Source organism: Pseudomonas sp. HN11 (assembly GCF_021390155.1).
Lineage (GTDB): Bacteria > Pseudomonadota > Gammaproteobacteria > Pseudomonadales > Pseudomonadaceae > Aquipseudomonas.
Map to the genome: position 1 here is coordinate 3,903,401 of NZ_CP089985.1, position 26,173 is coordinate 3,929,573.

Below are 26,173 nucleotides of genomic sequence, written 5' to 3' on the forward strand. Positions count from 1 at the left end.
CTATGACAGATGAAAAATAAGCTTGAAACCAAGATGGGGGCTGCATGCAAAAAAAACAAGCTTATTGCCAGCAGTTAAACGCAGTAAACGCTTTAGGGTAAAAAACGCCGTAAAAACAAAGGGGCCCCTGGAGGCCCCTTGTTTATACCGAAACTGCGAAACGCTTACGCGTCGGGCGCAGCCTTGGCAGCCGGCTCACTGTTTTCGTAGATATACAGTGGCTTGGACTTACCTTCTATGACGCTTTCGTCGATCACCACTTTACTCACCTCGGACTGCGAGGGGATTTCGTACATGGTGTCGAGCAGGACGCCTTCAAGAATCGAACGCAGGCCACGGGCACCGGTCTTGCGCTCCAGTGCCCGCTTGGCCACTGATTTGAGTGCGTCGGTACGGAACTCGAGGTCTACACCTTCCATCTCGAACAATTTGGCATATTGCTTGGTCAAGGCGTTTTTTGGCTCGGTGAGGATCTGAATCAGAGCAGCCTCATCCAGCTCGTCCAACGTGGCCAAGACCGGCAGACGGCCAACGAATTCCGGGATCAGACCGAACTTGACCAGATCGTCAGGCTCGACTTCACGCAGGGACTCGCCCACCTTCTTGCCCTCTTCCTTGCTGCGCACTTCGGCACTGAAGCCGATGCCGCCGCGGGTCGAACGCTGCTGAATAACTTTTTCCAGACCAGAGAACGCACCGCCACAGATGAACAGGATGTTGCGCGTATCAACCTGAAGGAATTCCTGCTGCGGGTGCTTGCGGCCGCCTTGTGGCGGTACGGAAGCGACCGTGCCTTCGATCAGTTTCAACAGGGCTTGCTGCACGCCCTCACCGGAAACGTCCCGGGTGATCGACGGGTTGTCCGACTTGCGCGAAATCTTGTCGATTTCGTCGATGTAGACAATACCCATCTGGGCTTTCTCTACGTCGTAGTCGCACTTCTGCAGCAGCTTCTGAATGATGTTCTCGACATCTTCACCCACGTAGCCAGCCTCGGTGAGGGTGGTAGCGTCGGCGATGGTGAACGGAACGTTCAGCAGGCGGGCGAGGGTTTCTGCAAGCAGGGTCTTGCCCGAGCCTGTAGGACCGATCAGCAGGATATTACTCTTGCCGAGTTCAACTTCGTCGCCTTTCTTGTCACGCTGGTTCAAGCGCTTGTAGTGGTTATACACCGCTACGGCCAGAACCTTCTTTGCACGCTCTTGACCAATCACATACTGGTCAAGGATACCGCTGATTTCTTTAGGCGAAGGCAATTTATGCGCGCTGCTTTCGGCCTGGGCTTCCTGCACCTCCTCACGGATGATGTCATTGCACAGGTCGACGCACTCGTCGCAGATAAAGACCGAGGGGCCGGCAATCAATTTGCGTACTTCATGCTGGCTTTTGCCACAGAAGGAGCAATAGAGCAGCTTGCCGTTGTCCTCGCCGTTGCGGGTGTCAGTCATTCGTTCGATCCAAATCCGATAGGCTTGCAACACAAGATGAAGGCTTATGCGGGCTTTTTCAAGCCCGCCAGTGGTCGGACATGCCGACCAGCCCTATTTTGAGCGGCTTATATTAAGCGGGGCGCTTGTCGATCACTGCGTCGATCAACCCGTATTCCTTGGCGGCTTCAGCGCTCATGAAATTGTCACGGTTGGTATCGCGCTCGATTTCTTCCAGGGTGCGTCCGCTGTGCTTGGCCATCAGCGTGTTGAGACGCTCGCGGATGAAGAGGATTTCCTTGGCGTGAATTTCAATATCCGACGCCTGGCCCTGGAAACCGCCCAGTGGCTGGTGAATCATCACACGCGAGTTCGGCAGGCAGAAACGCTTGCCTTCGGCACCCGCGGTCAACAGGAACGCGCCCATGCTGCAGGCTTGGCCGATACAGGTAGTCGACACGTTTGGCTTGATGAATTGCATGGTGTCGTAGATCGACATGCCTGCTGTCACCGAACCACCCGGCGAGTTGATGTAGAGATGGATGTCCTTGTCCGGGTTTTCCGCTTCAAGGAACAGCAGCTGCGCACAGATCAGGTTGGCCATGTAGTCCTCTACGGGACCCACCAGAAAGATCACTCGCTCCTTGAGCAGGCGCGAGTAGATGTCGTAGGCGCGTTCGCCACGAGCGGACTGCTCGACAACCATCGGGACCAGGCCGCCAGCGGCCTGGATATCAGAGTTCTGCTGAATATAGGAATTACGGAACATGCTCTGCAGTTACTCCCAAATAGTCATGTCTTGAAAACGCATAAGCCAGCGCGAGGCTGGCTTATGGTTGAATTTCCAACGAGTTGGACAATCAGTCGGCTTGTGCTGCTTCCGCCGGTTTGACTGCTTCTTCGTAAGAGACCGCTTTATCGGTCACCTTAGCCTTCTGCAGAACAGTATCCACAACTTGTTCTTCCAGCACAACCGAACGCACTTCGTTCAGTTGCTGATCGTTCTTGTAGTACCAAGCCACGACCTGCTCAGGCTCCTGGTAGGCCGAAGCCATTTCCTGGATCATTTCGCGAACGCGGTCTTCGTCAGGCTTGAGGTCGAACTGCTTGACCACTTCAGCCACGATCAGGCCCAGCACGACGCGGCGCTTGGCTTGCTCTTCGAACAGCTCGGCCGGCAGTTGGTCAGGCTTGATGTTGCCACCAAACTGCTGAACAGCTTGAACGCGCAGGCGATCCACTTCGTTGGACAGCAGAGCCTTAGGCACTTCGATCGGGTTGGCGGCCAGCAGACCGTCCATGACCTGGTTCTTGACCTTGGACTTGATGGCCTGACGCAGCTCGCGCTCCATGTTCTTGCGAACTTCGGTGCGGAAGCCTTCGATACCGGTTTCCTTGATGCCGAATTGGGCGAAGAATTCTTCGTTCAGCTCTGGCAGCTTAGGCTCGGACACGCTGTTGACGGTCACGGTGAACTCGGCGGCTTTGCCAGCCAGGTCCAGGTTCTGGTAGTCAGCAGGGAAAGTCAGGTTCAGAACGCGCTCTTCGCCAGCCTTGGCGCCAACCAGGCCGTCTTCGAAGCCCGGAATCATGCGGTTGGAACCCAGCACCAGCTGAGTGCCCTTGGCGGAGCCACCAGCGAACACTTCGCCGTCAACCTTGCCAACGAAATCGATGTTCAGCTGGTCTTCGTTCTGGGCAGCACGGTCGGCCACTTCGAAACGAGTGTTCTGCTTGCGCAGGATTTCCAGCATGTTGTCCAGGTCCGAATCAGCCACTTCGGCGCTCAGGCGCTCGATGGCGATACCGTCGAAACCGGCCACTTCAAACTCAGGGAACACTTCGAATACGGCAACGTATTCCAGGTCTTTGCCAGCTTCCAGCGACTTAGGCTCGATCGACGGCGAACCAGCCGGGTTCAGCTTGTGCTCAACGACCGCTTCGTAGAAAGAAGCCTGGATCACGTCACCCACAGCTTCCTGGCGCGCATCGGCACCAAAACGGCGCTTGATTTCGCTCATTGGCACTTTGCCTGGACGGAAACCAGCGATCTTGGCCTTTTGGGCAGTCTGCTGCAGACGCTTGTTGACCGCAGTCTCGACGCGCTCAGCCGGCACGGAGATGCTCAGGCGACGCTCGATAGCAGTAGTATTTTCAACAGAAACTTGCATGGATATTCCTCGTTGCACAGACGTTAGCCGGCCATTTCCGACCCCAATCAAGGGCATGCATTCTAGTGGGTCAAACTCAAGAAGTCACCCTACTGCAAATACGCTCGAAAACAGCCGGCAATTTATCGGTACGAAGGCACTGATGCACTTCGCCCCGGTGACAAATACAACCCATCACGCCAGGGCTCTGCGCCGCCCCTTCTATATATAGAAGAAGTCGCCAACCACCTCCCTGACGGCCAACCCTGCAAACAGGGCGGGCAGGCAGTGCAGCATCATCGAGATACACAAATACGACAAAACGCCCTGCCGTCGCGCCCCATTACCTGCAGCCGCTGGATATTTCGAACCGCTGAAACCAAAAAAGGCGCCAGACTGTTAAATCTGGCGCCTTTCGAATATGGGGTGGACGAAGGGGATCGAACCCTCGACAACGGGAGTCACAATCCCGTGCTCTACCAACTGAGCTACGCCCACCATATTGCGTTAACAAAGAAACCAAACCACTTCTTCTTTGTTGAGGCCTAGCCTGTTTTTCAACGGGGCCAAGCTTTATTTGGTGCGGATGAAGAGACTCGAACTCTTACGCCTCGCGGCGCTGGAACCTAAATCCAGTGTGTCTACCAATTCCACCACATCCGCGCTTGAAGCTCTTAAAGCAAAGGCGCCAGACGATTAATCTGGCGCCTTTTTAAAATATGGGGTGGACGAAGGGGATCGAACCCTCGACAACGGGAGTCACAATCCCGTGCTCTACCAACTGAGCTACGCCCACCATATAGCGCTACTTGTGCCAAAGCTGCCTAATGGCGCACCCGGCAGGACTCGAACCTGCGACCATCCGCTTAGAAGGCGGATGCTCTATCCAGCTGAGCTACGGGCGCCTTATTAATCTGTACTCTTGGAGGATTACAAACTAAGTGCTTCCAGCCTTGCAGAACAACACGCTATTCTGCTCGACCTTCTTAACCAGTGCTAGGCTGTGCCCGACAAGTGCGACGAATAGTATAGACGCCCTCGAAACCCGTCAAATCTTTTTTGAAAAAAACTGATTTTATTTAAGGGGTTAGGGCAATTTGCAGACCAAGCGCCTTTGCCCTCACGTCTTGGCATGCGAGAATGCGCGCACTTTTCTTCCCCCTCTCGATGGTTAATCACGCGTAATGACTGCACAACTTATCGACGGCAAATCAATCGCCGCCAGCCTGCGCCAGCAGATCGCCAAACGGGTCAACGAGCGCAGCCAACAAGGCCTGCGCACGCCTGGCCTCGCGGTGATCCTGGTCGGCAGCGATCCTGCCTCTCAGGTTTATGTCTCGCACAAGCGTAAAGACTGTGAAGAGGTCGGCTTTATTTCCAAGGCCTATGACTTGCCTTCCGAGACCACCCAACAGGCCCTTACAGACCTGATCGACGGCCTCAACGACGACCCGAAGATCGATGGCATCCTGCTCCAATTGCCATTGCCGGAACACCTCGACGCCTCCAAATTGCTGGAGCGCATTCGCCCCGACAAAGACGTCGACGGCTTCCACCCTTATAACGTCGGCCGCCTGGCCCAGCGTATCCCGCTGCTGCGCCCATGCACGCCCAAAGGCATCATGACCCTGCTGGAAAGCACCGGTGTCGACCTGTACGGCCTCGATGCAGTCGTGGTCGGCGCCTCCAACATCGTTGGCCGCCCGATGGCCATGGAACTGCTGCTCGCCGGTTGCACGGTGACTGTCACCCATCGCTTCACCAAAGACCTCGCCGGCCACGTCGGTCGTGCCGACCTGGTTGTGGTGGCCGCCGGCAAGCCGGGCCTGGTCAAAGGTGAATGGATAAAGGAAGGTGCGATCGTCATCGACGTGGGCATCAACCGCCAGGATGACGGCAAGCTGGTCGGCGACGTAGTGTACGAAACCGCCCTGCCCCGCGCAGGCTGGATCACCCCGGTACCCGGTGGCGTCGGCCCGATGACGCGGGCATGCCTGTTGGAAAACACTCTGTACGCCGCAGAGACCCTGCACGTTTAATAACCAGACGTACTGAAAAAGCCCTGCTTTATCGCAGGGTTTTTTATTGCCCGCAATAAACCCTCTTTTTTCTTAGTTTTTAAGAACTTTCATCGGGTTCTGGAAGAACATTCGACAGTTTCTGATCCATACTCCTAAAATGTAACGGCATTTATCAAAAAACCGTTCCCGAACGGTATTTCCTTACTTTTTAGCGAGTTCATCCGCGTGAAAATTCGTCTTTCTCTTGTCAGCCTATTTTTTGCTTTCACGGGCACCTTTGCGCACGCCGCCGAAACCACCCTGGCCCCGCGTGACACCTCCAAACTGCAAATCGCTTCCGGCAGCGCCATGCTGGTAGACCTGCAAACCAACAAGGTTATCTATTCCAGCAATCCGGACGTGGTAGTGCCCATCGCCTCGGTGAGCAAGTTGATGACCGGCCTGATCGTGCTCGAAGCCAAGCAGAACATGGATGAGTACATCGACATCAACATCACCGACACGCCAGAAATGAAAGGCGTGTTCTCGCGCGTGAAGATCGGCAGTCAGATGCCGCGCAAGGAAATGCTGCTGATCGCCCTGATGTCCTCGGAAAACCGCGCCGCCGCGAGCCTGGCCCACCACTATCCGGGTGGTTACGCAGCCTTCATCGCCGCGATGAACGCCAAGGCCAAGGCGCTGGGCATGACCAGCACGCACTATGTCGAACCCACCGGCCTGTCGATCCACAACGTGTCTACCGCCCGCGACCTGAGCAAACTGCTGGCTGCCGCGCGTCACTACCCTTTGCTGAGCCAGTTGAGCACCACCAAGGAAAAGACCGTGTCGTTCCGCAAGCCCAACTACACCCTGGGCTTCTCCAACACTGACCACCTGATAAACCGCGCCAACTGGGACATCAAGCTGACCAAGACCGGCTTCACCAACCAGGCCGGTCACTGCCTGGTGCTGGTGACCAGCATGGGCAACCGCCCGGTGTCGCTGGTGATCCTGGATGCCTTCGGCAAATTCACCCACTTTGCCGATGCCAGCCGTATCCGCAATTGGGTCGAGACCGGCAAGAGTGGTTCGGTACCGGATGTGGCGTTGCGCTACAAGGCCGACAAGAACCTGAAGAACCGACCTAACGCCGCCGAAGTACGTCGCTAAGCACAGTTATCTTAATGTGGGAGCGCTGGTGTTTTGTTTATTTGCGTTCCGCCAACACCTTCAGCGCCTGCGCCGCCGCCCGCTCCTGCCCGGCCTGGGCGGTCGCATTAGCCGAATCCCGCCAACGCTGTGCATCCACATTCGCCGGCAACTGACTCGGCCGCTGGGTGAGGATTGCCCAGTTGCCGGCGCTTTTCCATTTGGACACAAAGTCGCTGAAGCTCATCAACAGGCGTCGTTCCATCCCCGAGCGCAACAACACCGTGCTTTTCTGCTGGTTGAACCCCACCACGACCACGTAGTGCGCATCGGACCACAGCCCGCCGCCAATCCGCGCCATCACCGGATAACCCGCCGCCACCTGGGCCAGCACCGCCGTTAGCTGGGCATCCAGCGGATACACCATCAGCCCGTATTCGCGGGCCAGTACCTGCATATTGCGCTCAAGATCCGCTTCGCCTCCCGGCAAATGCAGCGGCTTATCCAATAGTCCCGGTGTCATGACAATGCCTTGTTGCGACAGCATGCTGGCTAAAGACGTAGGACCGCCCTGATATGCCTCGCTGCGAAAGGTCGGCACGCCGTTGAGCTCGACGCGCTCCGGCAGGCCCGCCAGTCTCGACGGGGTGGAGGAACACGCGGCAAGGCCCAGGGCACACGCGAGGAACAAGGATGTTTTCAGGTTCGACCGTAACCGCAATTTTCTACTCTCTTGATCAACTGCCGGTAAGGGCCATGATCATAGGGCGCTCTGCCACGCGGGTATAGCCTGCAGGCTTAGTAAAGGACGCGGATAGAGCAAAGAAGTTGGACAGACACGACCATTGGTCAATATCAGGCAACCGCCAGGTAGCTAGACTGTCCATTGAGAAGACTGTGTGTGCCCCCTGCGGGGCGAAAGGAGGCCCAGATGAGCCTTGCAACAACGATTTTCCTGTTGATCTGCGGTTGGCTGGCGGTAGCCGGCGCCATGTTATGGGGGGTGTTGCGCGTTACCCGTCGGCACCATCACCCCCACGTCAAGCCCGCTGCGCCCGCCAAACCCCATAAGGCGGTGGTGCATCACGCCTAGCCAGGCATGCAATTGAAGTCCTGAGTCGCCGCGACTTCCTTACCGTGGCCATCCTCCAGGGAGGCGCGCACGGTGGTGCCCAGGCTCGACTCCACCAGCGTGTAGTGTTCACCCGCTTTGAAATTCTTGTATTCGACACGGCCCTGGCAGTCCTGCTGGTTGTCGTCGCCGGGCTCTTCCTCGAACAACGTCACATCCAGCTGATGATCTCCTGGCGTTACCTCAAAGAAACGTCCGTCATCCACGCGCTTGCCGTCCACGCGTTCGGCCATCAGGTCGTTGGGCGCTTCTTCTTTCAAGCCGATCCACGCTTCGCTCGGATCCGCCTTCGGGATCGGACCAGCGCACGCCGACAACAACAGCACAGCACCGAGGGCAGGGATCAATAACAGAGGTTTGAGTGACATGGCAGGGCTCCAATAGGGACGATGTGTTTGATGGGCTCCAAGCTTGAGGAGCCCCCCTTTGTAGAACAAATGAATCCATATGAAACGATCTTCAGCCCCTACCTAAATGTTCCTTCACCTGGCTGAAAGGTGCGTGTTAGGTGGGTCGCGTGAGACTGCCGGGGTTTGCAATCCTGCTCCTTTCGGAGGTTTCACGCATGCTCGGGCTGGTAAAGACCGCACTGCAAAAGCCGTACACGTTTATCGTATTGGCCATATTCATCTGCATCATCGGGCCGATGGCGGCCCTGCGTACCCCCACTGACGTTTTCCCGGATATCGGCATCCCCGTGGTCGCCGTGGTCTGGCAGTACAACGGCCTGTCGCCGGACGCCATGGCCGGTCGGGTGATCTACACCTACGAACGCTCCCTGAGCACCACCGTCAACGACATCGAACACATCGAATCGCAATCCCTGCCCGGCATGGGCATCGTGAAAATCTTCTTCCAGCCTGGCGTGGATATCCGCACCGCCAACGCCCAGGTGACGGCGGTGTCACAAACCGTGCTCAAGCAGATGCCACCGGGTATCACGCCGCCGCTGATTCTCAACTACAGCGCCTCCACGGTGCCGATTTTGGAAATGGCGTTCTCCAGCCCCAGCCTCTCGGAAGCCAGAATCCGCGACCTGGTGCAAAACAATATTCGCCTGCCCCTGAGCGCCTTGCCCGGCCTGGCCATGCCGACGCCCATGGGCGGCAAGCAACGCCAGATCACTCTCGACCTTGACCCGCAGGCGCTGGCCGCTAAAGGTTTGTCGGCCCAGGACGTGGGCAACGCCTTGGCCCTGCAGAACCAGATCATACCGGTGGGCACCGCCAAACTCGGTCCCAATGAATATACGATCCTGCTCAACAACAGCCCCAAGGCCATCGATGAGCTGAATGACCTGCCGATCAAGACCGTCGACGGCGCGCTGATCACCATCGGCCAAGTCGCCCACGTGCGTGACGGCTCGCCGCCGCAGACCAACATTGTGCGCGTCGACGGCCACCGTGCGGTACTGATGCCGGCGCTGAAAAACGGTAGCATTTCCACACTGTCGATCATCGACGGCATCCGCCAGATGCTGCCACGCATCAACGAAACCCTGCCGCCGTCGCTGAAGACCTCGCTGCTGGGCGATGCCTCTGTGTTCGTCAAGCAATCGGTGGGCAGCGTGGCCCAGGAAGGCATCATCGCCGCGCTGCTGACCAGTGCGATGATCCTGCTGTTCCTCGGCAGTTGGCGCTCGACGCTGATCATCGCCGCGTCGATTCCCCTCGCCGTGCTCTCGGCCATCGCGCTGCTGGCGGTCAGCGGGCAAACCCTCAACGTGATGACGTTGGGCGGGCTGGCGTTGGCCGTGGGCATCCTGGTGGACGACGCCACGGTAACCATCGAAAACATCAACTGGCACCTGGAGCAAGGCAAGGCGGTGAAGACGGCGATCCTCGACGGTGCCGCGCAAATCGTCGGCCCGGCATTTGTCTCGCTACTGTGCATCTGCATCGTGTTCGTGCCGATGTTCTTGCTGCAAGGCATCGCCGGCTACCTGTTCCGGCCGATGGCCCTGGCGGTAATCTTTGCCATGGCCAGTTCGTTCATCCTCTCGCGGACGCTGGTGCCGACCCTGGCGATGTTCCTGCTCAAGCCGCACACGCCGGAGCAAGGTGAAGGGCATCATCCGGAAGATGAATTCATCAATCATCACGAGGGTGAACACCATCAGAAACAGCGCAATGCCGTGCTGCAATCGGTGCTGAATTTCCAGCAGGGTTTCGAACGGCATTTCTCGAACATCCGCGACACCTACCACGCCCTGCTGACCCTGGCCCTGGGCAATCGCAAGCGGTTTATCGTCGGTTTCCTGGCCTGTGTACTGGCGTCCTTCCTGCTGTTGCCCAGCCTGGGCCAGGACTTCTTCCCGACCACCGACGCAGGCGCCCTGGCCCTTCACGTGCGTTTGCCACTGGGCACGCGTATCGAAGAAAGCGCCGCCGCCTTCGACCGCATCGAAGCGCGAATCCGTGAAGTGATTCCAGCCGAAGAACTCGACACCATCGTCGACAATATCGGTATCCCACTCAGCGGCATCGACATGGCCTATAGCAACAGCGGCACCATCGGCCCGCAGGACGGCGATATTCAGGTCACCCTGAAAAAGGACCACGCCCCCACCGCCGATTACGTGAAAAAACTGCGCGAAGCCTTGCCGGAAAGTTTCCCCGGCAGCCACTTCGCGTTCCTGCCGGCGGACATCAGCAGCCAGATCCTCAACTTCGGCGCCCCTGCCCCGCTGGACGTCAAAATCTCCGGGCACAACGATGAAGAAAACCGCGCCTATGCGGTGGAACTGGAGCGGCGCCTGCAACACGTACCGGGCATTGCCGACCTGCGTATCCAGCAGTCCACCGGCTATCCGTCGCTGCAAGTGAACGTCGACCGCCTGCGCGCCAACGGCCTGGGCATTACCGAGCGTGACGTGACCAATAGCATGGTCGCCTCCCTCGCCGGCAGCTCCCAAGTGGCACCGACCTTCTGGCTCAATCCGGCCAACGGCGTGTCCTACTCCATCGTCGCCGCCACCCCGCAATACCGCCTCGACAGCCTGCCCTCACTGGCAGCGCTGCCGGTGACCGGCGCCGACGGCCAATCGCAGATCCTCGGCGGTGTGGCCACCATCTCCCGCGTGCAAAGCCCGGCAGTGGTGACTCACTACAACATCGAACCGACCCTGGACCTGTACGCCAATGTGCAAGGCCGCGACCTCGGCGGCGTGGCCCGTGATGTGCAAAAAGTGCTGGATGACACCGCGTCCATGCGCCCCAAAGGCGCAGTGATCAGCCTGCACGGACAGATCGACGCGCTACATGAAGCGTTCAGCGGCCTGAGCTTGGGCCTGCTCGGTGCGGTGGTGCTGATTTACCTGCTGATCGTGGTCAATTTCCAATCATGGGCTGATCCGTTCGTGATCATTACCGCGCTACCGGCGGCGTTGGCAGGAATCGTGTGGATGCTGTTCCTCAGCGGCACCTCGCTGTCGGTGCCCGCATTGACCGGCGCCATTCTGTGTATGGGGGTAGCCACGGCCAACTCCATCCTGGTGGTGAGCTTCTGCCGTGAACGCCTGGCCGAACATGGTGACGCGCTCAAAGCCGCGCTGGAGGCCGGCTACACGCGTTTCCGCCCGGTGTGCATGACCGCCCTGGCGATGATCATCGGCATGTTGCCCCTGGCCATTTCCGAAGAGCAAAACGCCCCCCTCGGCCGTGCGGTCATCGGTGGCCTGATCTTCGCCACCATCGCCACCCTGTTGTTTGTGCCCGTGGTTTTCAGTCTGGTCCACGGTCGTCACCCTACTCGCGCCACTGCTGGAGAAACGCCTCATGTCGTCTGATCACAAACCCTCGCGCAAGCGTCTGATGCTCCTGGGTGTCGGCGGCCTGACCCTGGTCGCCCTGTTGGTCGCCAACGGCCTGCACGCCCGCACCTTGCACGAGCAGTCGGTCACCGCCTGGACCGAGACCGCCGCCATCCCGCAGGTGATGGTATTCCAACCGCAGCAGAATGCTGCCGGCGATACCCTGCGTTTGCCGGCGCACCTGGAAGCCTGGAGCAAGGCGCCGATCCATGCCCGGGTCAGCGGCTACCTCAAGGACTGGAAAGCCGACATCGGCACCCAGGTCAAAGCCGGGCAAATCCTCGCCGAGATCGACAGCCCCGACCTGGACCAGCAACTGGCGCAAACCCATGCACGCCTGGTGCAGGAACAGGCCAACGCACGTCTGGCCGAAACCACCGCAACGCGCTGGCAAAACCTGCTCGCCAGCCACTCGGTATCGCGCCAGGAGGCCGATGAAAAAACTTCCAACGCCGCCGCTGCCAAGGCCAACGCCGAAGCCGCCGCTGCCGACTATGCACGGCTGTCCGCACTGGAAAGCTACAAGACGATCCGCGCGCCATTCGCCGGCACCATCACCGCGCGCAACACCGATATCGGCCAGTTGATCAAGGCCGACACCGACAGTGATCCCGAGCTGTTCAACATTGCCGACACCCACCAATTGCGCCTGTATGTACCGGTGCCGCAGAACTACGCGGCGGTCATCCACCCTGGCCTTGAAGCCGAATTGACTGTCCCCGAGCATCCCGGCGGGCACTTCAAGGCACGCCTGATCGGCGACTCCACCGCCATTGACCGTCGTTCCGGCACCCTGCTCGCGCAGTTCGTGGCCGACAACCCCAACGGCGAATTGCTGCCCGGTGACTACGCCGAAGCCACCTTGCCGATTCCGGTGGACACTCATGGGGTGAGCATCCCCGCCAGCGCGTTGATCTTTCGTGCCCAAGGCACCCAAGTGGCGGTGTTGGACGCGCAGAATCACGTGCACCTGCAGGACATTCACATCGGCCTGGACCTGGGAGAACGCCTGGTCATCGACCAAGGCCTGAAACCCGCCGACCGCGTGGTCGACAACCCGCCGGACGCCCTGCGCGAAGGCGACCCGGTGCAACTGGCCGACGCCTCTGGAGGTGCGCATGTACCCAAGGCTTAAGCCGTTTGCGGCGTTGATGCTGCTGGCGTTGCAGGGTTGCTCGATGGCGCCGACCTATAAAGTGCCCACCGTTAACCTGCCAGCCGGCTATCGCGAACAGACCAGCGATGGCCCATGGCACAGCGCGCAACCCTCCGATCAACTGGCGCCCGAATGGTGGACGCTTTACAACGACGCGCGCCTGAACAACCTGCAACAGCAACTGCTCAACGCCAACCCGGACCTGGCGGCGGCACTCGCGCACTTCGATGCCTCCCAGGCCTACGTCAGCCAATTGCACGCCGGATTGTTCCCACAGATCACCGCCAGCGCGCAGCCCTTGCGCCAGCGGCAATCGGATTCGAGGCCATTGCGCGGGGATATCCAACCCTCGGTCTACAACAGCAACACGGCTGGTTTTTCCCTGAGTTACGACCTGGACCTGTGGGGCAAAATCCGCAACCAGGTGGCGGCTGGTGATGCCCAGGCACAGGCGTCCGGCGATGACCTGGCCGTGGCGCGCTTGAGCCTGCAACATCAGTTGGCGACTTTGTATGTGCAGCTCAATGGGCTGGATGCGCAGGCGCGGATTCTCAACAGTTCGCTGGAGGATTTCGGCCAGGCGTTGCAGCTGACCCGTAGCCGGTATGAAGGGCAGATCGCTTCGGAGCTGGACCTTACACGTGCGCAGAATCAACTGGCCGAGGCCAAGGCGCAATGGGACGAAGTGCGTGGGCAACGCAACTTGACCGAGCACGCCATAGGCGAACTGGTCGGTGTGGCAGCCAGCGATTTCTCATTGCCACCCAGCCACCAATTGATCGCCTTGCCGGGGATACCCTCGCAATTGCCAAGTCACCTGCTGCAACGTCGCCCGGACATTGCAGCGGCCGAGCGGCGAGTCTTTGCCGCCAACGCCAACATCGGTGTGGCGAAGGCGGCGTGGTACCCGGATTTCAGTTTGAACGGGTTGATTGGCGGGCAGACTCAAGGCGTCGGCAACCTGCTGTCCGCCGGCAATCGCTATTGGGCATTGGGGCCGTTGGTCAATTTGCCGATCTTCGATGGCGGTCGTCTAAGCGCCAACGAACGCCAAGCCAAGGCCGAATTTGAAGAGGCGTCCGCGCAATACCGCAGCCAGGTGCTGAAAGCCGTGCGTGAAGTGGAAGACAACCTGGCACAACTGCGGGATTTGCAGCAGGAAGCCCAGGACGAACAAGCGGCGGCGGATGCAGCGCTGCACACGCAGGAACTGGCGATGAACAGCTATCAAGCGGGCGCGGTGAGCTACCTGGATGTGGTGACGGCGCAGACCGCGGCGTTGCTGGCACAGCGGACGTTGCAGGCGGTGCAGACAAGGCAGTTGCAGGCGAGTGTCGGGCTGGTGACTGCCCTCGGTGGCGGCTGGCAACCCGGCGCTTGATGACACCGCCAATCAACAAGGAGCCGGCAAGCCGGCTCAGTGGATGTAATGGCTTAGGCGGCGAGCTTGCCGCTGGCGATTGCCGCCGACGCCGCCACCATTGCCCTTAACAACACTGCACACCCCGCTGCCAAATCATCCGGTGCTGCATTCTCGATTTCGTTATGGCTGATACCGCCTTCACACGGCACGAAAATCATCCCCGCCGGCCCCAGTTCTGCGACGAAGATAGCGTCGTGCCCTGCCCCGCTGACGATATCCATGTTCGACAAGCCCAGGCTATTTGCCGCATTGCGTACAGCGTCCACACAACCTTTGTCGAAATACAGCGGCGGGAAGTCCGCCGTGGGCTCCATTTCGAAACTCAGCCCGTGCTTGGCACAGGTCTCGTCGATGACCTTGCGCACTTGGGCAATCATCGAATCCAGTCGGGCCGGTTCCAGATGACGCAAGTCCAAGGTCATGCGCACTTCGCCTGGAATGACGTTGCGCGATCCCGGATAAGCCTGCAAGCAACCCACCGTCCCACACGCATGGGGTTGATGACCCAGCGCTGCCGCATTGACCGCCGCCACCACTGCTGCCGCGCCTACCAGGGCATCCTTGCGCAGGTGCATCGGCGTTGGTCCCGCATGCGCTTCAACCCCACGCAGCTTCAGGTCAAACCACTTCTGCCCCAGTGCGCCGAGCACCACACCGATGGTTTTCTTCTCGTCCTCGAGAATCGGCCCTTGTTCGATGTGTGCTTCGAAATACGCCCCCACCTTATGCCCACTGACCGGCCGCGAGCCCGCGTAGCCAATCGCATTCAATGCATCGCCGACGCTTACACCGTCCACATCGACCTTGGCCAGCGTATCCGCCAGGGTGAACTTCTCGGCGAACACGCCGGAGCCCATCATGCACGGCGGAAAGCGCGAGCCCTCTTCGTTGGTCCACACCACCACTTCCAGCGGTGCCTCGGTTTCCACGTTCAGGTCATTGAGCGTGCGCAGCACTTCCACGCCCGCCAGCACACCAAAACAACCGTCGAACTTGCCACCGGTGGGCTGGGTGTCGATATGGCTGCCGGTCATCACCGGTGGCAGGCTGGGATTCCGGCCGGGGCGGCGGGCGAAGATGTTGCCGATGCCATCGATGCTCACGGTACAACCAGCCTCCTCGCACCACTGTACGAACAGGTCGCGAGCCTTGCGGTCGAGGTCGGTAAGGGCCAGGCGGCATACGCCACCTTTGGGAGTGGCACCGAGTTTGGCCAGGTCCATCAGCGACTGCCACAAACGGTCGCGATTGATGTGCTGATGGGTGGATTGCAGAACGTCGAGGGCAGCGTTCATGGGGGATCTCCTCAGGCTTGACTACTTATGATTGGAATGCGGTCAAAAATGTGGGAGCGGGCTTGCTCGCGAAAGCAGGCTGTCAGTTGATAAATGCGGCGACTGACACACCGCCTTCGCGAGCAAGCCCGCTCCCACATTTGGATTGCATTTCACTTCAGCTACAGCGGGGATTTGGCAGGCACGGGGCAGGCCCCGCGCTTGGCATTCAGGCCGTAATACAACAGGCCGCCCAACGCCGAACCGGTAAACCAGCCATAGCTGTAGAACCAGCTGAACGCATCACTGCCCAGCGACAGCAAGGTCAGCACCACCGGTACGCCGAAGGCAAAAAATCCGCTCCAGTTCCACGCCGGGTACACGTCATCGCGGTAAAGGCCAGCCAGGTCCAGCTGCTGTTTGCGGGTGATGAAGTAGTCCACCACCATGATTCCGGCGATGGGCCCCAACAGGCTTGAATAGCCCAACAACCAATTGGAATACACGGTTTCCAGGCTCACATCGGAAACGATGAGCCCGAGCTTTTTCAGCAGCTCATGGCCCATCAGCGCGAGCCCGACAAGGCCGGTAAGGATCACGGCCGTGGTGCGGTTGATCAGCTTGGGGGCGATGTTCTGGAAGTCGTTGGTGGGTGACACAATGTTCGCCGCCGTGTTGGTGGACAAGGTGGCGATGATGATCAGCGCCATGGCGATGGCCACCCACACCGGGCTCTGGATATGGCCGATCAGGGTCACCGGGTCGGACACGCTGACACCCACCAGCTTCACCGAAGCGGCGGTCATGATCACGCCGAGGGCGGCGAACAGGAACATGGTCAGCGGCAGGCCGAAAATCTGTCCGAGGATCTGGTCCTTCTGGCTTCTGGCGTAGCGGCTGAAGTCCGGGATATTCAGCGACAGGGTGGCCCAGAAACCCACCATCGCCGTAAGGCCGGCCATGAAGTAACCCGTGAGGCTCGCGCCTTCCGGACGTTTGGGCGCAATCGCCATCAACTCGCTGATCGACACATTGGGCATCGCCCACACCAAGAGGCCAATGCCCACCGCCACCAGCAACGGCGCCGACAGGGTTTCCAGGCGTTTGATCGACTCGGCGCCACGCAGCACTACCCACAAATTCAGGCACCAGAAAATCATGAAACCGATCACTTCGCCGGTGCCGCCGAGGGACTTCCATCCCTCGAAAATCGAGCCCAGGAACAGGTGGATCGCCAGCCCGCCAAACATCGTCTGGATACCAAACCAGCCACAGGCCACCAGCGCCCGGATCAAGCACGGCACGTTGGAACCGAGGATGCCGAACGATGAGCGCAGCAGCACTGGAAACGGTATGCCATATTTAGTGCCAGGGAAGGCGTTAAGCGTGAGCGGGATCAGCACCACGATGTTCGCCAGCAAAATCGCCATCAGCGCCTCGCCCACCGACAAGCCGAAATACGCGGTGAGTACCCCGCCCAAGGTGTAGGTGGGCACGCAGATCGACATACCGACCCATAGTGCGGTGATGTGCCATTTGTTCCAGGTGCGCTCCTGCACCTTGGTTGGTGCCATGTCGTGGTTGTAGCGAGGGCTGTCGAGGACGTCGGGGCCCGCGTCGAGTTCGTACAGGCCGTTGCGCTCAATGACTTGCGATTTGTTCTGTTGCATGGCCGCTCCACGGTTTTTTCGAATTATTTTTGCTCACCTGCACGGTATGTGCCGGTGGCCGGAGTACCTCGTAAACAACATGACATCACGGGCCCGGCCAGCCGTCACTGCACTCAATATCCGTGCCGCCAACCGTTACCATACCCGCACCGCTTATATAACTCGCTGATGTTTATCAGCTTTCCGATAAGTCCTTCGGTACTTGCCGCGTTACTCAGGCTAAATAATACGAAAGTTGTCCGAACCATCAGGACTCAATCTGGTGCAACACAATTATTTTTATTTGCCGGCTCCGTCAAGAGGCACGTCTCAAGCGTCTGATTTGCAATAAGAAATGTTGCTCAATTCAAGAACCTGTCAAGTGCGTCAAAAGGGTGAACGCTTGCTACATTTTGGTGATTTTATATTTTTATCTTTATAAATCAAATAGTTAATAGATGCATATGCTTATGAAAAATCTTCTTGCTCAATCGAAAAACTCGGGCTAGTTTCTATTCCTGTCACCGATGACAGGAATTGATCAGCCATCGGTTAGCAGCACTACAACACTTAGAACTGGCACAAGCCGGTCAAGCCTGTGAGGAACTCGACATGTCGCTGTTGATCCGTGGCGCCACCGTTATTACCCATGATGAAAGTTACCGTGCCGATGTTTTATGCGCAGGCGGTCTAATTCGGGCTATCGGCACGAACCTGGATATTCCCGCCGGCACTGAAACACTCGATGGCAACGGCCAATACCTGATGCCCGGCGGTATCGACCCCCATACCCATATGCAACTGCCCTTCATGGGCACCGTGGCCAGTGAAGACTTTTTCAGCGGCACAGCGGCAGGCCTGGCGGGAGGCACCACATCGATCATCGACTTTGTGATTCCCAACCCACAGCAATCCTTGCTGGAAGCCTTTCACCAGTGGCGCGGCTGGGCGGAAAAATCCGCTTCGGACTACGGCTTCCACGTCGCGATCACGTGGTGGAGCGAACAGGTGCGCGAGGAAATGGCCGAGTTGGTCAGCCACCACGGTATCAACAGCTTCAAGCACTTCATGGCCTACAAGAACGCGATCATGGCAGCGGACGACACCCTCGTCGCCAGCTTCGAACGCTGCCTGGAACTGGGCGCAGTGCCCACCGTGCATGCAGAAAACGGCGAGCTGGTGTACCACCTGCAACGCAAGCTGATGGCCCAGGGCATCACCGGGCCCGAGGCGCATCCGCTATCGCGCCCGTCGCAAGTCGAGGGCGAAGCCGCCAGCCGCGCCATTCGTATCGCCGAGACCATCGGCACACCGCTCTATCTGGTGCATGTATCCACCAAGGAGGCGCTGGATGAAATCACCTACGCACGCAGCAAAGGCCAACCGGTCTACGGCGAGGTGCTGGCCGGCCACCTGCTGCTGGACGACAGCGTCTACCAGCACCCGGACTGGCAAACCGCCGCCGGATACGTGATGAGCCCGCCGTTCCGCCCGCGCGGTCATCAGGAAGCGCTGTGGCATGGCCTGCAATCCGGCAACCTGCACACCACCGCCACCGACCACTGCTGCTTCTGCGCCGAGCAAAAAGCCGCCGGCCGTGACGACTTCAGCAAAATCCCCAATGGCACCGCCGGCATCGAGGACCGCATGGCGCTGCTGTGGGACGAAGGCGTCAACACCGGGCGCCTGTCGATGCAGGAATTCGTCGCGCTGACCTCCACCAACACCGCGAAGATTTTCAATCTCTACCCGCGCAAAGGCGCAATCCGCGTGGGTGCGGATGCCGACCTGGTGCTGTGGGATCCCGAGGGTACGCGGACCATTTCCGCCAAGACCCATCACCAGAAAGTCGACTTCAACATTTTCGAAGGCAAGACCGTGCGCGGCGTGCCGAGCCACACCATCAGCCAGGGCAAGCTTGTGTGGGCCGATGGCGACCTGCGCGCCGAGCAAGGTGCCGGGCGGTATGTAGAGCGGCCGACGTATCCGCCGGTGTTTGAGCAACTGAGCAAGCGCGCGGAGCGTTCCAGGCCCACTGCTGTGAAACGCTGATACCGCATTCGCGAGCAAGCCCGCTCCCACATTTGAACGTATTCCTCCAGACAAAACGGGATCGAATGGGGGAGCGGCGGTGCGACGATTCGACTTGCTCGCGAAGAGGCCAGCACAGGCAACACAAAAACCAATGCCCGTCAGAGGCAGCACCAAAATAACCGTGAGGCCACCACCGTGATCCAGACCCTGACCCACCTCCCCCATCCCGTTGAGGATGGCGCCACCCTCGCCAGCCATTTCACCGACCTGGCGCCACCGCTCAATGCCCGCCAGGCGCAACTGGAAGCCTCGCGCTGCCTGTATTGCTACGACGCGCCCTGCGTGAACGCATGCCCCAGCGAGATCGATATCCCGTCGTTCATCCGCAACATCCACACCGAAAACGTGCAGGGCGCCGCGCAGAAAATCCTCTCGGCCAACATCCTCGGCGGCAGCTGTGCGCGGGTGTGCCCTACGGAGATCCTGTGCCAGCAGGCCTGCGTGCGTAACAACGCCGAAGAATGCGCCCCAGTGCTGATTGGCCTGCTGCAACGCTATGCCGTCGACAATGCGCACTTCACCGAACACCCTTTCCAGCGTGCCGCTCCAACAGGCAAGCGCATCGCCGTGGTCGGCGCCGGGCCTGCCGGGTTGGCCTGCGCCCACCGCAGCGCCTTGCACGGCCACGACGTGGTGATCTTCGAAGCGCGGGAAAAGGCCGGCGGCCTGAATGAATACGGGATCGCCAAGTACAAACTGGTGGATGACTTCGCGCAGAAGGAACTGGATTTCCTGCTGCAGATCGGCGGCATCGAAATCCGTCATGGCCAGCGCCTGGGGGACAATCTCACCCTCAGCGAACTGCATCAGCAATTCGACTCAGTGTTCCTCGGCCTCGGCCTGGCCGCGAGCAAACAGCTCGGGCTACCCTTTGAGGACGCCCCCGGACTGCTCGCCGCCACTGACTACATCCGCGAACTGCGCCAGGCCGACGACCTGACCCAACTGCCGCTGGCCGACCGCTGCATCGTGCTTGGCGCCGGCAACACCGCCATCGACATGGCCGTGCAAATGGCCCGCCTTGGTGCCCGCGACGTCAACCTCGTCTACCGCCGTGGTTTGGCGGACATGGGCGCGACCCATCACGAACAGGACATCGCCAAGGCCAACCAGGTACGCCTGCTGACCTGGGCCCAGCCGGAAGAAGTGCTACTGAATGATCAGGGCCATGTACGTGGCATGCGCTTCTTGCGCACCCGTATGGAAAATGGCCGTCTGCACCCCACTGGCGAAACCTTCGAACTGGCCGCTGATGCGATCTTCAAAGCCATCGGCCAGGGCTTCGACAATGAAGCGCTGCATGACCCGCTGGCCCAGCAACTGCACCGTGTCGGGGAGAGGATCTTCGTCGACGAACACCTGCGCACCAGTATTCCAGGTGTGTACGCGGGTGGCGATTGCGTCAGCCTCGGCCAGGACCTCACCGTGCAGGCCGTGCAACACGGCAAGCTGGCCGCCGAGGCCATGCACGCCCAACTCATGCTGAATGTGGAGGCTGCGTAATGGCCGATCTCTCGATTGTATTTGCCGGTATCAAAGCCCCCAACCCGTTCTGGCTGGCCTCCGCGCCACCCACTGACAAGGCCTACAACGTGGTGCGTGCCTTCGAAGCCGGTTGGGGCGGCGTGGTGTGGAAAACCCTGGGCGAGGATCCGGCCGCGGTGAACGTGTCGTCACGCTACTCAGCGCACTACGGCGCTAACCGGGAAGTGTTGGGCATCAACAATATCGAGCTGATCACGGACCGCTCCCTGGCGATCAACCTGCAGGAAATCACCCAGGTGAAAAAGGACTGGCCCGACCGTGCGCTGATCGTGTCGTTGATGGTGCCGTGCGTTGAAGAATCCTGGAAAAACATCCTGCCCCTGGTGGAAGCCACGGGTTGCGACGGTATCGAACTGAACTTCGGCTGTCCCCACGGCATGCCCGAACGCGGCATGGGCGCGGCGGTGGGCCAGGTGCCGGAATATGTGGAACAGGTAACGCGCTGGTGCAAGACCTATTGCTCGCTGCCGGTGATCGTCAAGCTCACGCCGAATATCACCGACATCCGCGTGGCGGCACGGGCGGCGTATCGCGGCGGCGCGGATGCGGTGTCGCTGATCAACACCATCAACTCCATCACCAGCGTCGACCTGGAACGCATGGTCGCGCTGCCGGTGGTCGGTACCCAAAGCACCCATGGCGGCTATTGCGGTTCGGCGGTCAAGCCGATCGCGCTGAACATGGTCGCCGAAATCGCCCGCGACCCGCAGACCCAGGGCCTGCCGATTTGCGGCATTGGCGGCATCGGCAACTGGCGTGATGCGGCGGAATTCGTCGCCTTGGGCTGCGGTGCGGTGCAGGTGTGCACGGCGGCGATGCTGCATGGGTTTCGGATTGTCGAAGAGATGAAGGACGGGTTGTCACGGTGGATGGACAGCCAAGGCTACAAAAGCCTGCAGGACTTTTCCGGGCGCGCGGTGGGCAACACGACGGACTGGAAGTACCTGGACATCAACTATCAGGTCATCGCAAAGATCGATCAGGCAGCGTGCATTGGCTGCGGACGTTGCCACATTGCCTGTGAGGACACGTCGCACCAGGCCATCGCCAGCTTGAAACAGGCGGATGGCACGCATAAATACGAGGTGATCGATGATGAGTGTGTGGGCTGCAACCTTTGCCAGATCACCTGCCCGGTGGCGGACTGTATCGAGATGGTGCCGATGGACACGGGCAAGCCGTTCTTGAATTGGACGCAGGATCCGCGCAACCCGTATCGAGAGGCTGTGTAATCCGAAATATTGTGGTGAGCGCGCTTGCCTCGCGCGGGGCAAGCCCGCTCACCACAAAAATGGGATCAGCTAACCGATATCAAGGCTCCAACCCAATCCCCCGCAAAATCACACCTGTCACCGTCTGAATCGCCTTCTCGAACTGCATGTCCGACAGCGGCTGGTGGTCATTCAGGATCTTCACCTGATGATCAAAGTCGGCGTAGTGCTGGGTCGACGCCCAGATCATGTACAGCAGGCTCGACGGCTCCACCGGCAGGATGCGTTTGTCTTCAACCCATTGGCGAATTTTCGCTTCCTTCATCTTGGCCCAGTCGTACAGGCTTTCATCCAACGCCTCACCGAGCGTCGGCGCGCCGTGGATGATTTCATTGGCCCAGACTTTTGAACCATAAGGCCGAGTGCGCGAGCGTTGCATCTTGGCGCGGATGTAGCTGCTGAGCACCACCCGTGGATCGTCGAAGGTTTCGAAGCTCAGGGCGTCCTGCTTCCACACTTCCAGCAGGTCGAACAGCACCGCGCTGTACAGCTCGCTCTTGGTGGTGAAGTAGTAATGCAGGTTGGAGCGCGGCAGTTGCACTTCTTCGGCGATGTCGGCCATGGCAGTGCTGCCATAGCCTTTTTCAGCGAAGACTTTCTCCGCGGCCAGCAGGATTTTCTCGACGTTGACCCGACGAATTCCGATCTTGTGATTGCCCATAAGGGCTCCCTGACAACAACTAGGCTTAAAGACTACCATCGGCTCTAGATCGCGGCGACAGGCCATAATGAAACTTCTGACGCGAACCTTTCCCCTGGAAATCGGATTGGTTAGGATCGCGGTCCCCATGAAGGATCATTGCAATGACTATTCGACCTCGCGTGGCCACCGACGACCCGGTGCTGGGCGCACTGTGGGAGCGCTCGGTGCGGGCCACTCATGACTTCCTCCCCGAGGATGACATTCAACGTCTGCTGCCGCTGGTACGCGATACCTACCTGCCAATGCCCGCACTGGATGTGTGGGTGTATGAAGATCCACACGGCATTGCCGGTTTCATCGGCACCGGCGGGCACAATGTGGAGATGCTGTTCATCGAACCCGACCGCCGTGGCCAAGGCATCGGCCGCCAGCTGCTGGACCACGCCCGCGCGCGACACGACACCCTCACGGTGGATGTGAACGAACAAAACCCCCAGGCCGTGGGGTTCTACCTGCACTATGGTTTTATCCAGGTCGCGCGCTCGCCGCTGGATGGCGAAGGCAAGCCCTTTCCCTTGCTGCACATGGCTCTACCGACTCCCAGACCCTGAAGGTATTGAACAATGTTGATCAAGAAAAGCCTCAACACCATCGTCCTGCTCACCTCTCTGCTGGGCGCCTCGGCGGCGTTTGCCCATGCTCACCTCAAGAGCGCGGAACCGGCAGCCGACAGCCGCGTCGCCGCGCCTAAAGACCTGCGCCTGACCTTCAGCGAAGGTGTCGAGTCCACCTTCACCAAGGTGTCCCTGAGCAAGGACGGCACCGAGGTCGCTATCAAGGGCCTGGAAACCCCGGACGCCGACAAGAAAGTTTTGATCGTCACCCCAGCCGCACCACTGGCCGCCGGCACCTACAAAGTGGTGTGGAACGCGGTTTCGGTCGACACTCACAAGAGCAACGGTGAATACAGCTTCAAGGTTGGCCAGTAACCCATGGCGACGCTGCTGGTGCTGTGCCGCTTTGTGCATTTCATCGTCGTGTTGTTGATGTTCGGGGCCTGTGTGTTCAGGCCTTGGCTGATGGGCGCTGAACCGCAACCGGTACTCGACCGGCAACTTCACCGTACCACCCGTGGGCTGGCTTGGCTGGGGCTGTTTTCCGGCGTGGCCTGGCTATTGTTGATTACCGCCAGCATGGCGGGCAGCTGGGATGCGGCGCTGCAGCCGGCCACCGTGCAGTTGGTGCTGGGCAAGACCTTCTTTGGCCAAGTGTGGGTGTGGCACCTGTTGCTGAACCTGGTTCTGGTGATCGTGCTGATCAAACCCTGGCGGACGCTGCGACTGCCGGTCATTGCGCTGTTGTTGGCGACCTTGGCGCCGGTCGGCCATGGCGCCATGCTCGATGGGCTCAGCGGGCGATTGCTGATCCTCAACCAGGTGGTACATCTGGTCTGCGTCGGTGCCTGGCTCGGCGGCTTGCTGTTGCTGGTGTTGATCCTCAGGCAATCGCCAGCCTTGGCGCTGGAGCCGATCCTGCGGCGGTTCAGCGGCGTGGGCTACGGCCTGGTCGCCGGTTTGCTGGTGACCGGCTTGATCAACGTGCGCGTACTGACTGGGCAACTGTGGCCTACGCCGTTGTTCAATGGGTTCGCGCTGATTCTGTTGATCAAGGTGCTGCTGGTGCTGGGCATGCTGGCGTTGGCGCTGCTTAACCGGCTGTGCATAGAGCGCTGTGAACAACATCTGCGCAGTCTGAAGTCCAGCGTGATGCTGGAATGGTTACTGGGTGTTGCCGCAGTCGCGGCCGTTTCCCTTCTTGGCACCTTGCCCCCCATGGTGATGGCGGGTTGAAGACCTTACCGCCTCCGTCCCCAAGCAAGTCATCGCATAACTTCTGATTGACAATCCCGGAAAACCCCGCAAATATCCGATTCAATGTTGTACGACAACGTATAACAAATAATAAAAACAACAAAAGAAAGGGAGCTTCACTGTGAGTTCACTCGCCCGCAATTCCTCCGTTCGTCTGGGTTTTATCGGTTTTGGCAGCCTGGCTTTCACCCTGCCCCTTGCCGCTTCGGCCGATGGCTTCGTCGACGACGCCAAGGCCACAATCAACCTGCGCAACGCCTACTTCAACCGCAACTTCACCAACCCGACCAACCCCCAGGGCAAGGCCGAAGAATGGACGCAGAACTTCATTCTCGACGCCAAGTCCGGCTTTACCCAGGGCACCGTGGGCTTCGGCATCGATGTGCTCGGCCTGTATTCGCAAAAGCTCGATGGCGGTAAAGGCACCGGCGGTACGCAATTGCTACCGATCCACAGCGACGGCCGCCCGGCCGACAACTTCGGGCGCCTGGGCGTGGCGCTGAAAACCAAGTTATCGAAGACGGAATTGAAGGTCGGCGAATGGATGCCGGTGCTGCCGATCCTGCGCTCTGACGACGGCCGCTCACTGCCCCAGACGTTCCGTGGTGGTCAGGTCACATCCAATGAAATCGCCGGCCTGACGCTCTACGGCGGGCAGTTTCGCGGTAACAGCCCGCGCAATGACGCGAGCATGGAAGACATGTTCATGAACGGCAAAGCCGCGTTCACCTCTGACCGCTTCAACTTCGGCGGCGGCGAATACAGCTTCAATGACAAACGCACCCAGGTCGGCGTGTGGTACGCCGAACTCAGCGATATCTACCAACAACAGTATTTCAACCTGACTCACAGCCAACCCGTGGGCGACTGGACCCTGGGCGCCAACCTCGGCTTTTTCACCGGCAAGGAAGACGGCAGCGCCCTGGCCGGTGACCTCGACAACAAGACCGCTTTCGCCCTGCTCTCGGCCAAATACAACGGCAACACCTTCTATGTGGGCCTGCAGAAACTCACTGGTGACAGCGTGTGGATGCGTGTCAACGGCACCAGCGGCGGCACCCTGGCCAACGACAGCTACAACGCCAGCTATGATAATGCCAAGGAAAAATCCTGGCAGGTGCGCCATGACTTCAACTTCGTAGTGCTGGGTATTCCGGGATTGACCATGATGAACCGCTACATCAGCGGCAGTAACGTGCATACCGGGGCGATCACCGACGGTAAGGAATGGGGCCGGGAATCGGAACTGGCCTACACGGTACAGAGCGGTGCGCTAAAGGATCTGAACGTGCGCTGGCGCAACTCGACCATGCGTCGGGATTTCAGCAACAACGAGTTTGATGAAAATAGGCTGTTTATCAGCTACCCGATTTCACTGCTGTAAGGTTTCGGATCGGACGGGAACTTTCAGTCAACGCCCCCGCCTTTCGGGAGCGGGCTTGCGCGCGAATGCGGCACATCAGCACCGGACGAGTCGACCGACATACCGTATTCGCGAGCAAGCTCGCTCCCATATTTCCGGCCCTTACTTAACCGGAAGAACGTTGACAACCTAGGGAATCCCTAACGATACTTCGG

Annotated in this window: 21 protein-coding genes and 4 tRNA genes; 13 read left to right on the forward strand and 12 right to left on the reverse strand. The window is 59.4% G+C overall.

The annotated features are described in order from the left end of the window. Positions 1-164: 164 nt before the first annotated feature. The 7 genes from clpX to LVW35_RS17650 all read right to left on the reverse strand — a co-directional run bounded on the left by clpX (position 165) and on the right by LVW35_RS17650 (position 4,482). Positions 165-1,448: an ATP-dependent Clp protease ATP-binding subunit ClpX gene (gene clpX, locus LVW35_RS17620; RefSeq protein WP_010209414.1), complete on the reverse strand. Its 1,284-nt coding sequence runs from the start codon at positions 1,446-1,448 to the stop codon at positions 165-167. Between the two features lie 112 nt (positions 1,449-1,560). Beyond that, positions 1,561-2,196 carry an ATP-dependent Clp endopeptidase proteolytic subunit ClpP gene (gene clpP / locus LVW35_RS17625; protein WP_003192255.1) on the reverse strand — a complete coding sequence of 212 codons (636 nt, stop codon included), beginning with the start codon at positions 2,194-2,196 and terminating at the stop codon, positions 1,561-1,563. Positions 2,197-2,287: 91 nt separating this feature from the next. Further along, complete coding sequence (gene tig, locus LVW35_RS17630) at positions 2,288-3,598, reverse strand: trigger factor (protein WP_028616936.1); 1,311 nt, start codon at positions 3,596-3,598, stop codon at positions 2,288-2,290. 401 nt (positions 3,599-3,999) lie between these two features. Further along, positions 4,000-4,075, reverse strand: a tRNA-His gene (locus LVW35_RS17635). Positions 4,076-4,155: 80 nt separating this feature from the next. After that, a tRNA-Leu gene (locus tag LVW35_RS17640) sits at positions 4,156-4,240 on the reverse strand. Positions 4,241-4,297: 57 nt separating this feature from the next. Then, positions 4,298-4,373 (reverse strand) — tRNA-His (locus tag LVW35_RS17645). A 32-nt stretch (positions 4,374-4,405) separates the two neighbouring features. Continuing rightward, positions 4,406-4,482, reverse strand: a tRNA-Arg gene (locus LVW35_RS17650). A 279-nt stretch (positions 4,483-4,761) separates the two neighbouring features. Between LVW35_RS17650 and folD the strand changes: the two genes are divergently transcribed. Then, positions 4,762-5,616, forward strand: a complete 855-nt coding sequence (gene folD, locus LVW35_RS17655; RefSeq protein ID WP_233891321.1) for a bifunctional methylenetetrahydrofolate dehydrogenase/methenyltetrahydrofolate cyclohydrolase FolD — start codon at positions 4,762-4,764, stop codon at positions 5,614-5,616. Positions 5,617-5,823: 207 nt separating this feature from the next. After that, positions 5,824-6,747, forward strand: a complete 924-nt coding sequence (gene pbpG / locus LVW35_RS17660; protein ID WP_233891322.1) for a D-alanyl-D-alanine endopeptidase — start codon at positions 5,824-5,826, stop codon at positions 6,745-6,747. Between the two features lie 37 nt (positions 6,748-6,784). Here the strand turns inward: pbpG and LVW35_RS17665 are convergent, their stop codons facing one another. After that, positions 6,785-7,447, reverse strand: coding sequence for a C39 family peptidase (locus LVW35_RS17665; RefSeq protein ID WP_233891323.1), 663 nt, complete (start codon positions 7,445-7,447; stop codon positions 6,785-6,787). 210 nt (positions 7,448-7,657) lie between these two features. On the opposite strand from LVW35_RS17665, the gene LVW35_RS17670 reads away from it, so the two are divergent. Continuing rightward, the gene (locus tag LVW35_RS17670; protein WP_233891324.1) at positions 7,658-7,819 is read left to right on the forward strand and encodes a hypothetical protein; all 162 of its coding nucleotides are present in this window, start codon (positions 7,658-7,660) and stop codon (positions 7,817-7,819) included. Here LVW35_RS17670 and LVW35_RS17675 read toward each other — a convergent pair. Beyond that, the gene (locus LVW35_RS17675; protein ID WP_233891325.1) at positions 7,816-8,226 is read right to left on the reverse strand and encodes a DUF2057 domain-containing protein; all 411 of its coding nucleotides are present in this window, start codon (positions 8,224-8,226) and stop codon (positions 7,816-7,818) included. The genes LVW35_RS17670 and LVW35_RS17675 overlap by 4 nt on opposite strands. Positions 8,227-8,423: 197 nt before the next feature. On the opposite strand from LVW35_RS17675, the gene LVW35_RS17680 reads away from it, so the two are divergent. From LVW35_RS17680 to LVW35_RS17690, 3 genes are read left to right on the forward strand one after another with little or no spacing between them, the layout of a single operon-like run. Further along, positions 8,424-11,645 carry an efflux RND transporter permease subunit gene (locus LVW35_RS17680; RefSeq protein ID WP_233891326.1) on the forward strand — a complete coding sequence of 1,074 codons (3,222 nt, stop codon included), beginning with the start codon at positions 8,424-8,426 and terminating at the stop codon, positions 11,643-11,645. Then, the gene (locus LVW35_RS17685) at positions 11,635-12,804 is read left to right on the forward strand and encodes an efflux RND transporter periplasmic adaptor subunit (RefSeq protein WP_233891327.1); all 1,170 of its coding nucleotides are present in this window, start codon (positions 11,635-11,637) and stop codon (positions 12,802-12,804) included. Before LVW35_RS17680 ends, LVW35_RS17685 begins: the two co-directional genes overlap by 11 nt. Further along, entirely contained in the window at positions 12,788-14,206 is a 1,419-nt protein-coding gene (locus LVW35_RS17690; RefSeq protein WP_233891328.1) for an efflux transporter outer membrane subunit, read from the forward strand. The genes LVW35_RS17685 and LVW35_RS17690 overlap by 17 nt, the downstream gene beginning before the upstream one ends. Positions 14,207-14,259: 53 nt before the next feature. Here the strand turns inward: LVW35_RS17690 and LVW35_RS17695 are convergent, their stop codons facing one another. Both LVW35_RS17695 and LVW35_RS17700 read right to left on the reverse strand, forming a co-directional pair. Beyond that, complete coding sequence (locus LVW35_RS17695) at positions 14,260-15,543, reverse strand: Zn-dependent hydrolase (protein ID WP_233891329.1); 1,284 nt, start codon at positions 15,541-15,543, stop codon at positions 14,260-14,262. Positions 15,544-15,704: 161 nt separating this feature from the next. Then, entirely contained in the window at positions 15,705-17,192 is a 1,488-nt protein-coding gene (locus LVW35_RS17700; RefSeq protein WP_233891330.1) for an NCS1 family nucleobase:cation symporter-1, read from the reverse strand. Between the two features lie 591 nt (positions 17,193-17,783). Between LVW35_RS17700 and hydA the strand changes: the two genes are divergently transcribed. From hydA to preA, 3 genes are all read left to right on the forward strand, one after another. Beyond that, the gene (gene hydA, locus LVW35_RS17705; RefSeq protein WP_233891331.1) at positions 17,784-19,223 is read left to right on the forward strand and encodes a dihydropyrimidinase; all 1,440 of its coding nucleotides are present in this window, start codon (positions 17,784-17,786) and stop codon (positions 19,221-19,223) included. A 177-nt stretch (positions 19,224-19,400) separates the two neighbouring features. Further along, entirely contained in the window at positions 19,401-20,768 is a 1,368-nt protein-coding gene (locus LVW35_RS17710) for an NAD(P)-dependent oxidoreductase (RefSeq protein ID WP_233891332.1), read from the forward strand. Continuing rightward, positions 20,768-22,042 (forward strand): NAD-dependent dihydropyrimidine dehydrogenase subunit PreA, encoded by a 1,275-nt coding sequence (gene preA, locus LVW35_RS17715; protein WP_233891333.1) that lies wholly within the window; start codon positions 20,768-20,770, stop codon positions 22,040-22,042. The genes LVW35_RS17710 and preA overlap by 1 nt, the downstream gene beginning before the upstream one ends. A 79-nt stretch (positions 22,043-22,121) precedes the next feature. On the opposite strand, the gene LVW35_RS17720 is transcribed toward preA, so the two are convergent. Next, positions 22,122-22,742 carry a TetR/AcrR family transcriptional regulator gene (locus tag LVW35_RS17720; protein WP_041160967.1) on the reverse strand — a complete coding sequence of 207 codons (621 nt, stop codon included), beginning with the start codon at positions 22,740-22,742 and terminating at the stop codon, positions 22,122-22,124. Positions 22,743-22,885: 143 nt separating this feature from the next. On the opposite strand from LVW35_RS17720, the gene LVW35_RS17725 reads away from it, so the two are divergent. The 4 genes from LVW35_RS17725 to LVW35_RS17740 all read left to right on the forward strand — a co-directional run bounded on the left by LVW35_RS17725 (position 22,886) and on the right by LVW35_RS17740 (position 25,979). Continuing rightward, the gene (locus tag LVW35_RS17725) at positions 22,886-23,335 is read left to right on the forward strand and encodes a GNAT family N-acetyltransferase (protein ID WP_233891334.1); all 450 of its coding nucleotides are present in this window, start codon (positions 22,886-22,888) and stop codon (positions 23,333-23,335) included. 12 nt (positions 23,336-23,347) lie between these two features. Next, positions 23,348-23,713, forward strand: coding sequence for a copper homeostasis periplasmic binding protein CopC (gene copC, locus LVW35_RS17730; RefSeq protein ID WP_233891335.1), 366 nt, complete (start codon positions 23,348-23,350; stop codon positions 23,711-23,713). A gap of 3 nt (positions 23,714-23,716) precedes the next feature. Further along, entirely contained in the window at positions 23,717-24,574 is an 858-nt protein-coding gene (gene copD / locus LVW35_RS17735) for a copper homeostasis membrane protein CopD (protein WP_233891336.1), read from the forward strand. Between the two features lie 142 nt (positions 24,575-24,716). Further along, a complete protein-coding gene (locus LVW35_RS17740) occupies positions 24,717-25,979 on the forward strand; it encodes an OprD family porin (protein ID WP_233891337.1) in 1,263 nt (420 codons plus the stop codon). Positions 25,980-26,173 lie beyond the last annotated feature (194 nt).